We start from the raw sequence: 10925 nt of genomic DNA on the forward strand, positions 1-10925 counted from the left end.
GGTGCCCGGCTCGGGGGCGGTGCTCTGGGGCAGGGGCTTCGTCATGGCTCTCGTTCGCTCGGGCGGGGCAGCTGCGCCCGCTGCCTCAAGTATGCCGCCCGCGCCCGGCGGGCGCACCGTCCGGGGGTGCGCCGTCGGCGTCGCGGGCGGAACCCCCGGCGCGAGGCTGGGAATTGCTGGTGCCGGGGAGCCCCGCTGGATACGATGAGACCGCACCTGACGAAAGGCACCCCATGAGCACCCTTGACGACCTTCTGAAGTCCATCCCGGTTGGCGACATCGCCACCAAGCTCGGCATCGACGAGAACCTGGCGAACCTCGCCGTGCAGACCGCGGTCCCCGCGCTCCTTGGCGGCATGACCCACAACGCCCAGTCCGAGGACGGCGCAGCCGCCCTCGAGTCCGCGCTGGAGAAGCACCAGGTTCCCGACGTCGGCTCCCTGAGCCTCGACGCCGTCGACACCGCCGACGGCGAGAAGATCGTCGGGCACGTCTTCGGCGACAAGAAGGACGACGTGGTCTCCGCCCTCGGCGCGCAGGCAGCGCCCCTCGCCGGCATCCTCCCCAAGGTGCTCCCGATGCTGGCCCCGATCGTGATGGCCTTCCTCGCGAACAAGGCCTTCTCCGGCAAGAAGGCCGAGCCCGCGCAGCAGCAGGCCTCCGGCGGCGGCCTGGGCGACATGCTCGGCGGCCTCCTCGGCGGCGGCCAGCAGCAGGGCGGCGGCCTGGGCGACATCATCGGCGGCCTCATCGGCGGTGGCAAGAGCCAGCAGCAGCAGGGCGGCGGCCTCGGCGGTCTCCTGGGCGGCCTGCTCGGCGGCAACAAGTAAGCACCGGTAGAGTGGGGGCGTGTCGGTAAACCCAGAAGTTCAAGGTAAAACGTACCCGTCGACGCCCCCCTACCTGGTGGGCCGGGAGAAGGTGCGCGAGTTCGCTCAGGCGACGCTCGCGACCGCTCCCGTGCACACCTCGGTGGACGCGGCCAGGGCAGCCGGATTCGGCGACCTGGTCGCGCCGCCGACCTTCGCGGTCGTGGTGCAGGAACAGACCCTCGCGCAGCTCCTCGCCGACGAGGAGGCCGGGGTCGACTTTTCCCGCGTCGTGCACGGCGACCAGCAGTTCAGCTTCTCCCGCCCCATCATCGCGGGCGACGAACTGAGCGCGACCCTCACGATCGCCTCGGTGAAGCAGCTCGGCGGCCACTCGATGGTCACCGCCTCGAGCGAGATTGTCGATGCCTCCGGTGCGCACGTCGTCACCGCCATTTCGACCCTCGTGGTCCGCGGAGAGGGAGAGTAACCGTGACGAAGCAGCCGCTTCCCCAGCCCAACGACCTGGCCGTGGGCGACGTCGTGCTGACGCGCGAGCTCGCGTTCAGCCGAGACACCCTCGTTCGCTACGCCGGGGCCTCCGGCGACTTCAACCCGATCCACTACCGCGATGATGTTGCGCAGTCGGTGGGCCTGCCCGGCGTGCTCGCGCACGGAATGCTCACGATGGGCGCCGCGATCGGCCCCGTCGTGGAGTGGCTGGGCGACGCGGGCTGGGTGTCGGACTATCGGGTGCGCTTCACGCGCCCCGTTCCCGTGGACGCCGAGGCGGGCGCGCAGCTCAGCCTGAGCGCCGCGGTCGGCGCGATCGACGCCGAGGCCGGCACGGCCCGCATCGACCTGACCGTCGTCTTCGACGGCCAGACGGTGCTCGGGCGTGCGCAGGCGCAGGTGAGCTTCACCCGATGACCCCGCCCGGCGAATCCGCCCCCGGCACCCCGGTGACCGCGGACACCCCGCTCAGCGAGCTGACGACGATGCGCGTCGGCGGCCGGGCCAGGGAGATTCTCACCGCGACGACCTCGGACGATCTCGTCCGCATCGCGAGCGAGCTGTGGGCGCGCGGCGAGGACTGGCTGCTGCTCGCGGGCGGCTCGAACACCGTGGTCGCCGACGAGGGCTTCGACGGGCCCGTGCTCCTCGTGCGCAACGAGGGCATCGAGCGGCTCCCCGATCCCGCCCCCGGCCAGGTGCGCCTCCGCGTGCAGGCCGGGCAGGACTGGGACCAGCTCGTGGGTCTGTGCGTGGACCAGGGCTGGGCGGGCATCGAGGCGCTCTCCGGGATCCCCGGCTGCGCCGGGGCCGCCCCCGTGCAGAACATCGGCGCGTACGGCCAGGAGCTGTCGAGCTCCCTGCACGCCGTGACCTTCCTCGACGAGGACACGGGCGAGGTGACCCGCATCCCCGCGGCCGAGCTCGGCCTGGGCTACCGCACCTCCGTGTTTAAGCGGGGGCGGGGCGGCGTCGTGCTCTCGATCGACCTGACCCTGAGCGAGAGCGGCGCGGTGCCGAGCCCGCTCAGCGCCCCCGTCGGCTACGCCCAGCTCGCCGACGCCCTCGGCGTGCGGATCGGCGACCGCGTCTCGATCAAAGAACTGCGCCGGACCGTGCTGCGGCTGCGCGCCAGCAAGGGCATGGTGCTGGACCCTGAGGACCGGGACTCCACGAGCGCCGGTTCCTTCTTCACGAATCCCATCGTGCCAGAGGCCTTCGCCCGGACCCTGCCCGCCGATGCTCCGCGCTGGTCCGTGACCCCGGTGAGCGACCCGGTCTCCGTCACGCCCCTCGCCGAGCTCGACGCGGGGGAGCCCATGCGTCGGGTCACCCCGCAGGAGGGCCCGCGCCTGGTGAAGCTCAGCGCGGCCTGGCTCATCGAGCGCTCCGGCATCGCCCGTGGCTACCGGATCCCGGGCTCGCGCGCCGCGATCTCCGCGAAGCACACCCTGGCGATCACGAACCAGGGCGGCGCGACCGCCGCGGAGGTCGGGCAGCTGGCCCGCTTCGTCGTGCAGCGCGTGCAGGCCGACTTCGGGGTGCTGCTGCACCCGGAACCGAACCTCGTCGGCATCGAGCTCTAACGGCGCACACCGCCTCCCGCTGGGCGGGAGGCGGTGTGCGCTGCTCGGCTTCCGCGTGATCCGGTGACCCGGCGTGCGCGGCGACCGGCCTACCGGCGGGCTCGGCGATAGCTCTCGATCGCGCCGCTGCCGGCGGCGAGCGCGCCAAAGAGGACGGCGCCGATCGGCCACACGACCCAGGAGAGATGCCAGGCAGAGCCGATGAAGCTCCAGCCGAGGTAGATCGCGGTGAGGAGCGGCCAGTAGAAGGCGGCGATCACGCCGACCAGGCTGCGCTCCCCGTCCGGCGCGATTTCCGCTCCCGCGGACCCGGCAGTGAGGGTCTCCGCAACCGTGTAAGCCCAGGCCTTCGGGAGGAGCACGCCGAGCCCGAGTGCGACCAGGACCAGCACGAGCACGACGCCGAAGACCACCCAAAAGCTGTTCTGCGGCGAGTCGTCCAGGAGCATGGCGAACGCGATGAGCGGGATCGGGGAGAGAATCCAGAGCGTGATCGCGACCTGGAGGGCCCGGATGCGACCGCGCTCGTGCTCGGCGGCGAGGCCGCGAGCCCACCGGGTGACCTCGGGGTCGGGGCTGAAACGCCCCTCGGCGATGCGGCTGTAGGGCGCGGTCTCCCGCGAGGTGGCGACGAGCGTCAGGACGCCGATCGCCACCAGGACGAAGAGCACCAGGAGGCCGATGAATCCCCCCGCGCCGCTCGTGAGAGGGAGGAGCCCCGCGTTCGCGGCGGCGGGCAGCGCGATCAGGGTCGCGGGGGACAACACGAACAGGACGACCGCTGCGGCGACCCGGAAGCGGATCCGGCGGTGCGCGTCGGCATAGCCCTGGGCTTCCGGCAGCGTCACCGGCGGGTGCTTCGGGGCGGCGGCCGCGGTTGCGGGGGCCGGGGCGGGGCGGGCGGCGCTCTCCGGGGCGGCTGGCGGCGGGGCGATGTCGGAGGCGATGCCGAGCACCGGCGCGACCTCTGCCAGGTTCCCGAAGTCCCGGATGACCCGACCCACCGCCTCGTTTTCGGAGGCGCCGTCGGCGATGAGGCTCGCGTAGGCGTCCTCCATCATGCCCTGCAGTTCGGCCTTGGCCTCGAGCAGTCGCGGGGTCTGGGGGTAGGTGCTGAACATCGTTTCCAGGTAGGCGATGATGACGTTCACGGGGTGACTCCTTCGGTGAATCGGTCGACGACGGACTTCGTGCTGCGCCACTCGGCGACCTTGAGCTCGAAGTGGGCAAGGCCCGCGTCGGTGATGCGGTAGTACGTGCGCGGCTTGCCCGAGGGGGAGACATCGGCGTAGGAGCTGACGAGCTCGCCCGCCTCGAGGCGTTTGACGGCCGAGTAGAGGGTGGTCTGCTTGATGGCGTAGGTGTCGCCGGTGATGTCGGTGATGCGCTGCGCGAGCCCGTAGGCGTAGGAGGGTCCCTCGCGCAGCAGGGAGAGCACCATGAGGTCCACGTATCCGCGGATGGCGTCGGCGCTGATCACGATCAGGCTCCGTTCTGCTGGGGGTGCGTTTATGCTGTTGCAAACATACTACGCGTGAAATAGTACGTCAAGCGAGGCATCTTTTCTTGCCCCCGGGCCTGGTCAGGGGCGGACGATGCGCCTAAACTCATTCCGAGCGGGCCTTGCCCGTGGCGTCTCGCATCGGAGCGGACGCCAAATCACAGCCTGTGGGGGGATGTTCGAACGTGAAAAAACAGTGGAAACGGTGCGCGCTCGCGGTGGTGGTCGGGGCGGCGCTGCTCGTGCCGGTCGGGGCGGCGCACGCGACCGAGGTGACGCCGCGCCCGGCGGACATCGATCAGGAGGACCGGCCGAAGGACGTCGACGACACCCTCGTTTCGGAGCTGGTGACCACCATCGACCTGGGCGCCGGGAGCATGCCGACGGATGTGCACTTTGCCGATGACGGGGTCACGGCCTACGCGGTCACGCGGGTGGGCGGCACCTTCCACGCGATCGACGTCGCCTCGCGGACGCTCACGAGCACGATCGACCTGCGCGCGGGTATCGCCGCGCTCCCGGGGGGGATCGACGCAAGTGATCTGCACCCGGACCTCTTTGCGCTCAGCCCGGACGGGACGAGGGCCTATGTCACGGTCGTCCCGGGCAGCCTCGGCCTCGACGGCGTTGCCGTGGTCGACCTCAGCGCGGGGGTGGTCTCCGCCTATCACCGGATCAACAGCTTCTCCGGGGTCACCGAGATGCGAGCTACCCCGGACGGGACCGCCTACGTGCTCGGGGACTCCTCGGGGGACGTCTGGCTGATGGACGCGGCGACGGGTGACCAGATCGCGAAGCACCGCCTGAGCAAGCACAACATCAGCGGCGTCGAGATAAGCAGCGACGGCTTTGAGGTGCTCGCCCTGAGCAACGGGCAGGGCAAGGACCGGCAGCGCTTTTCCCGGCTCGGGATCACGGACCTCGCCCCGGTCGCCGATCATGAGATCGGCAACGAGTGGGACGTGAGCTACACGATGGGGCTGAACCGCTACGGCGCGGACACCCAGCTGTATTTTTCCGGCGGAGTCGACGGCACGGTGGCGACGCTGAATCAGGAGACGGGTGCCTACGAGCAGGAGCCGATCTCGGTCGGCTCGATGCTCGGGGATATCGAGGGGGACCCGGGCAACGACGCGTGGACGGGCGACGAGCCGGGCCGCAACCGCGCCTTCGTGGCCTCGCAGGGCTGGGACATGATCATGGCGGCGGACCTCGCCGAGGGCATCCGATCCGAGAGTTTCCGGGCGGTGCCGGACTCGCCCACCCAGATTGATCGCGATCCGGTCTCCGGGGCTCTGATCTCGGCGAACACCGGCTGGCTGGACGAGGAGGGGAGCACCGTCTCGATCATGCCGATGCCGAGCGCGGTTGTCGCGGGAGAGGGCACCTGCGCGGCGGGCGACGAGGTTCAGCTGAGTGCCACCCTCACGGGCATTTCGCGGGGGGCCGGCGGCGGCGTGAACTGGGAGGTGTCCACGGACGGCGGAAAAACCTTCGAGGGCATCGAGGGCGAGTACAGCAACGAGCTGGTGACCGCGGACCCGGGCGGGGCGACCGCCGCCCAGTACCGGCTGTACTGGCGGGATGACTTCTGGGGGCGCTACGGCACGACCGAGCCGGTCACCTCGCCCTGCGCCGAGGAGCACGACGGGCCGCAGATCACCCGGGACGAGCTTCCCGGGGGCACCGTGGGCAAGGGCTACGGCTCCGTCGAGATCACCGCGACCGGCACCGCGCCGCTGACCTGGTCGGTCAGCACCGCCGGACCGGGCGGTGCTCAGACCCAGACGCCCCCCGGCCTGCGGCTGGACCCGGCGACCGGAGCCCTGACCGGCATCCCCACGGCCCCGGGGACCTACGTCCTCACGGTCACGGTGACCGATGCCTATGGCAGCGACACGAAGGAGTTCGTGCTCGTCGTTGCGGAACCGGCGGTCGTGCCCGGTGACGGCGACGCGGACGGCAGCGCGGACGCGGGCGCGGACGGCGATGCTGACGCGGCTGCCGACGCCGACGCCGACGCGGCCGGATCGGGCGATGCCGAGGGGACCGGAAGTGGCTCGGGGAGCGGCTCGGGGGCGGGCACGCTCCCGGAGACCGGCGCGGACGGCCAGGCGGCAGCGCTCGGCCTGGCGGCGCTCGCGGCGCTCACCGGGGCCGGGCTCCTGGCTGCGCGACGCCGCCGCGGCGCGGACGCCTAAGCGGGGGCTCGGGGGCTCGGGGGCGCTCCGGCGCCCCCGAGCGTCCGTGCTTAGTGCCGTGCGTGGCTCGGGCGCTGGGAATTGTGCAGGTCGAGCCATTCCTGCCACGAGGAGCCGGTGCCCGAGAGGAGCTCGGGCCGCCGGGCCGCGGCCCGGAGGCCGAGCAGGTAGAGGTCAACGTGGCGCAGGTGAATCTCGGTCAGCCGCTCCGGGGTTGCCGGGAGGCTGGGCCGGAGGTGGGTGATGCCGAGCATGAGGTCGGCCGGGGTGAACCCGGGCGGCAGCTCGGCGGCCTCGGCGGCGATGAGGGCGAGGAGCGCCTGGTAGAGCTCCTCGGCGAGGGCGTCCACCTCGGCTGAGGGGATCGGATGCAGCCCGTAGGCGTTCACGAGGGGCGGGTGGGCCTGGCGGACGTGCGCCCGCAGGAAGCGCGCGACGGGGGAGGCGACACCGCTCGCGGCCTCCTCGCCGGTGGCGGCTTCAGGCTCCGCCAGGCTGGCCGTCGCGAGTGCCGTGACATCCCGGAGCGCCTCCAGGCGCAGCTCGAGGACCAGCTCCTCCTTGCTCGGATAGCGGCGGTAGATGCTGGCGACGCCGACCCCGGCGTGCTCGGCGATCGCCGACATGGGGGCGTCCCACCCCCGAATCGCGAACACGGCCCGGGCCGCCTCGAGCACCGCGTGGTCGTTGACCCGGGCCTCGCGCTCGCGGCCCCTGGGACGTGCCTGTTCGGTCATGGCTTCCATCGTAGCCCGTCCCCGTGTACGCTTTTGATCGGAACGTAGCGTTCCGTTCCGAATTTGTGAGGAGTTCCGTGACCACCGACACCCGCGCCGCCGCCGCGCCCATCGCACCCGAGTCCGCGCCGAGGGGCATGATCCTCGCGCTGGCCTCCGCGGTGCTCGCCTTCTCGATGATGCAGACCCTGCTCGTTCCCGCGCTGCCCGTCTTTGCCGCCGACCTCGGGATCGACGCCGCGACCGCGGGCTGGCTCCTGACTGCGTACCTGCTGAGCGGGGCCGTCGCCGCCCCCGTCATCGGCTCGCTCGGCGACCGCTACGGGCACCGGCGGGTGCTCATGATCGCCATGCTCGTCTTCGTGGCCGGGGCGGCACTCGCGGGGCTCGGCACGGCCCTGCCCGTCATCCTCGCGGGTCGGGTGCTGCAGGGCAGCGCGACCGCCTCCTTCCCGCTCGCGGTCGCCATCGTGCGCGGGCGAATGGTGGGCCGGGACCAGGCGGTCGCCATCGGCTGGCTCAGCGGCACCCTCGGGCTCGGCGCGGGCCTCGCGCTCGTCGTCGGGGGAGCGGTGACCGAGATCGCCAACTGGCCGTGGCTCTTCGGGATTGGCGGCCTCCTCGGCCTGGCCTCGGTGCTCCTCGTCGCCCGCTTCGTGCCCGCCTCAGCGCCCGGCAGGCCCGCGCCCCAGGACCTCGCGGGAATCGCCCTGCTCACGCTCGTGCTCCTCCCGCTGCTCCTCGTGATCTCGCAGGGCGCGCGGTGGGGCTGGCTGTCCTGGCCCACCCTCGCTCTCGCGGCCCTGACGCTCGTCGCGCTGATCGCCCTCATCGCGGTGGAACGCCGCGTGGCCCAGCCCCTGATTGCCCCGGAGCTGGTGACGAACCGCGCGCTCGCGGCGACGAACCTGCTGACCCTGTTCCTCGGCTTCGTGCCCTACCTGTTCTACGTGGGCCTTCCGGTGCTGCTGCAAGCGGGCGCGGGCGGCCAGATCGGCCACGGACTCGGCGTGACCGCCACGGGCGCGGCGCTGCTGCCCGGCGCGGTGCTCGTGTTCCTGGGTGGCCGCTTTACCCCGGCCCTCCTCGCCCGAATCAGCGGCCGGGCCGTGGCCGGGCTCGCCCTCGCGGTCATGCTCGTTGGCAGCCTCGGCATTGCGTGCTGGCCGGGGTCGCTCGGCGCGATCATCGGCTTCTTTTGCCTGATCGGCCTCGGCAACGGCATCGGATTCGCCGTGATCGCTGAGCTCATCGCGGGGCACGCGGACCGGGCTGGCCTGGGCGCGGCCCTCGGCTTCAACGGGGTGCTGCGCACGGTGGGCTCCGCCTTCGGCACCCCCGTGACCACCCTCGTCCTCACCGCGGTGGGGGTGTCCGCGCTCGGCAGCCCCGGCGAGGGCACGTTCCGGGCGCTCTTCCTGCTCGCGTCCGCCGTGAGCCTCGTCGGCGTGTTCGCGGCCTGGCTGATCCCCGCGCGCCGCCGCTGAGCATTCCCTGCGCGGGCTGGACCCGCCCACCGACATCGGTGAGACTGGTCAGACGGGGGCCGAAACATGACGCGTGAACCGTTTCGGGGCCGGGTGGCAATACCTGATATGACCCTTGATAGCGAGATCATCCGAGCCTCCTGGGACCTCCCCGGGCGCTTTGGCGAGCTCTTTGATCGCCACGCGGCGCACGTGCACCGCTACGCGCACCGGCGGGCTGGGGCCGCCGCGGCGGACGATATCGTGTCCGAGACCTTCCTGCAGGCCTTCGACGCGCGCTTCCGCTACGACCTCGACCGGGACGACGCCCTGCCCTGGCTCTTCGGGATCGCCACGAATGTGCTCAGGCGCTACCACCGCACGGAGGCCAAGATCCTCCGGCAGGAAGCGCGCCAGCGTTCCTCCGCAACCGGAACGGAGCCCTTTCTGCGCGCCGAGGAACGCAGCGATGCCCGCGAGCGGGTGCGGCCGCTTCTGCGCGAGCTCCGCGCGCTCAGCCGGGACGACCGGGACACCCTCCTCCTGTCGGCCTGGGGGAACCTCAGCACCGCCGAGATCGCCGAGGCCCTCGGCGTGCCCGTTGGCACCGTGAAGTCCCGCCTGCACCGCGTCCGAACCCGGATTGCGGCGGCCGAGGCGCGGGGGATTGCCCGGCAGCTGAACGCCCTACCGGACCCCGGGGAACCGCCCGGCGGGCCACAGCCCTGGCCCGGCGGCTCTCCGTCGGAGCCGACATCACCCCCAGTCCGCGGAGAGGAGCAGCGTCATGTCCGATTCACCCACCCTGCGACGGTTACGTAGCGAAATCCCGGACCCCAGCCCGGAGCAGCTCGCCGGGCAGCGGCTCAGGCTGATGCGCGAGTTCAGCGCCCGAGCGGAGGAACGCCCGGCTGCCGAACAGCCCCAGCGCGGCGATCAGGCCCCGCTTCGCGCGCTCATGGGCCCCCGGCGGAGCAGCTTCCTCGCGGTCGCCGGGCTCGCGGTCGCCGCCGCGGTTGTGGCGACGGTGCTGCTCCCGGTGACGCTCCGGGAGGGGGCGCACGCCGAGGCCGCCGACACCCTGGAACAGGCGGCGCTTCGCTCCATCAGTGCGAGCGACCCAGACGTGCCGCCCGGGGGCTACCTCCGGGTGACCACGGAGGCGTTGTCCGGCGCTGCCGTCGCGGTGGGAACGGGGCCCGCGGGAGCCGAGGACGCAGCGCGTGCGGCGGACAGCGCGGGCATCGACACCGTCGATCTGTATATCCCGCACGATCCTGACGAGGGATGGGTTGAGGTGCGCGTGGTGCCGCAGGCGGACGGGGGCCCCGCCCAGCAGGCCACCGCGGTTGATGAGTCGTGGACAAACCAGGAGGACGAGATGAGCCAGTTTTTGGCGCTCCCAGAGGACCCCGAGGCCGCACTGGCGCTGATCCGGAGCGATCTCGGGCAGCAGAGCGACGGCCGGATGGTGGGCACGGACGCGGGCCGGGTCTTCGACACCGTGTCCAACCTGCTTCGGGACGGCCTGCTGCCCGCCGAGCGTCGGGCGCTCGCCTATCGGATCCTCGCGCTGCTCCCCGGCGTCATGCTGGGGGAGACCGCCGCGAGCCTCGGTGAGCGCAACGGGGTCGTCATCGGGCTCACGAGCGCGGAGCGGGAGGAACCCCCGCGCCGGATGGAGATCATCGTCGACCCCGTGACGGGTGCCTTCCTCGGCGAGCGCACCGTGCAGCTCGACGGCTCCGGCCGAGCGAGCGGGGTGCTCACGCAGACCCTGGTCCGCACCGAGGTTGTCTCCGTGGCCCCCCGGGTCGTCACAAACGTCGCCGAGCCCGCCCACTGAGACGGCAATCGCCGCGTTCCCGGAGGAGCCCTCCGGGAACGCGGCGATGAGCGGCGGCGGTTATTCCTGGGTGCCGAGCAGCTTCTGGATGCGCTGGACGCCCTCAAGGAGCTGATCGTCCGCGAGCGCGTAGCTGAAGCGCAGGTACCCGGAGGGACCGAAGGCCTCGCCGGGAACCGCGGCGACCTCGGCCTTGTCCAGGATCAGGTCGGCCAGCTCGAGCGAGGTCGTCGGGGTGACGCCGTCGATTTCCGTGCCGAGCACCG

11 protein-coding genes and 1 pseudogene are annotated in these 10925 nt (G+C 72.0%); 8 read left to right on the forward strand and 4 right to left on the reverse strand.

Annotated features, from left to right (window positions below; genetic code table 11):
* Positions 1–233 precede the first annotated feature (233 nt).
* Genes OOT08_RS10985 through OOT08_RS11000 form a run of 4 tightly spaced genes read left to right on the forward strand, consistent with a single transcriptional unit; the run spans position 234 to position 2908 of the window.
* Positions 234–830, forward strand: coding sequence for a DUF937 domain-containing protein (locus tag OOT08_RS10985; RefSeq protein ID WP_325092681.1), 597 nt, complete (start codon positions 234–236; stop codon positions 828–830).
* A gap of 19 nt (positions 831–849) precedes the next feature.
* Positions 850–1299 carry an FAS1-like dehydratase domain-containing protein gene (locus tag OOT08_RS10990; protein ID WP_325092682.1) on the forward strand — a complete coding sequence of 150 codons (450 nt, stop codon included), beginning with the start codon at positions 850–852 and terminating at the stop codon, positions 1297–1299.
* Between the two features lie 2 nt (positions 1300–1301).
* Positions 1302–1739 carry a MaoC family dehydratase gene (locus tag OOT08_RS10995; protein ID WP_325092683.1) on the forward strand — a complete coding sequence of 146 codons (438 nt, stop codon included), beginning with the start codon at positions 1302–1304 and terminating at the stop codon, positions 1737–1739.
* Positions 1736–2908 carry a UDP-N-acetylmuramate dehydrogenase gene (locus OOT08_RS11000; RefSeq protein ID WP_325092684.1) on the forward strand — a complete coding sequence of 391 codons (1173 nt, stop codon included), beginning with the start codon at positions 1736–1738 and terminating at the stop codon, positions 2906–2908. The genes OOT08_RS10995 and OOT08_RS11000 overlap by 4 nt, the downstream gene beginning before the upstream one ends.
* A gap of 89 nt (positions 2909–2997) precedes the next feature.
* Here the strand turns inward: OOT08_RS11000 and OOT08_RS11005 are convergent, their stop codons facing one another.
* The gene (locus OOT08_RS11005) at positions 2998–4059 is read right to left on the reverse strand and encodes a permease prefix domain 1-containing protein (protein WP_325092685.1); all 1062 of its coding nucleotides are present in this window, start codon (positions 4057–4059) and stop codon (positions 2998–3000) included.
* Positions 4056–4388 carry a PadR family transcriptional regulator gene (locus tag OOT08_RS11010; RefSeq protein WP_325092686.1) on the reverse strand — a complete coding sequence of 111 codons (333 nt, stop codon included), beginning with the start codon at positions 4386–4388 and terminating at the stop codon, positions 4056–4058. The genes OOT08_RS11005 and OOT08_RS11010 overlap by 4 nt, the downstream gene beginning before the upstream one ends.
* A gap of 206 nt (positions 4389–4594) precedes the next feature.
* Here OOT08_RS11010 and OOT08_RS11015 point away from each other — a divergent pair, with 206 nt between their 5' ends.
* Entirely contained in the window at positions 4595–6610 is a 2016-nt protein-coding gene (locus OOT08_RS11015) for a putative Ig domain-containing protein (protein WP_325092687.1), read from the forward strand.
* Between the two features lie 50 nt (positions 6611–6660).
* Here the strand turns inward: OOT08_RS11015 and OOT08_RS11020 are convergent, their stop codons facing one another.
* Positions 6661–7347, reverse strand: coding sequence for a TetR/AcrR family transcriptional regulator (locus OOT08_RS11020; protein ID WP_325092688.1), 687 nt, complete (start codon positions 7345–7347; stop codon positions 6661–6663).
* A 77-nt stretch (positions 7348–7424) separates the two neighbouring features.
* On the opposite strand from OOT08_RS11020, the gene OOT08_RS11025 reads away from it, so the two are divergent.
* The 3 genes from OOT08_RS11025 to OOT08_RS11035 all read left to right on the forward strand — a co-directional run bounded on the left by OOT08_RS11025 (position 7425) and on the right by OOT08_RS11035 (position 10659).
* Positions 7425–8834 (forward strand): MFS transporter, encoded by a 1410-nt coding sequence (locus OOT08_RS11025; RefSeq protein ID WP_325092689.1) that lies wholly within the window; start codon positions 7425–7427, stop codon positions 8832–8834.
* 108 nt (positions 8835–8942) lie between these two features.
* A complete protein-coding gene (locus tag OOT08_RS11030; RefSeq protein WP_325092690.1) occupies positions 8943–9635 on the forward strand; it encodes an RNA polymerase sigma factor in 693 nt (230 codons plus the stop codon).
* Entirely contained in the window at positions 9601–10659 is a 1059-nt protein-coding gene (locus tag OOT08_RS11035; protein WP_325092691.1) for a hypothetical protein, read from the forward strand. The genes OOT08_RS11030 and OOT08_RS11035 overlap by 35 nt, the downstream gene beginning before the upstream one ends.
* A gap of 60 nt (positions 10660–10719) precedes the next feature.
* Here the strand turns inward: OOT08_RS11035 and OOT08_RS11040 are convergent.
* Positions 10720–10925, reverse strand: a pseudogene (locus OOT08_RS11040) (aspartate aminotransferase); the annotation flags it as partial.

It is taken from the genome of Leucobacter sp. M11 (assembly GCF_035726885.1).
GTDB lineage: Bacteria > Actinomycetota > Actinomycetes > Actinomycetales > Microbacteriaceae > JAPFRB01.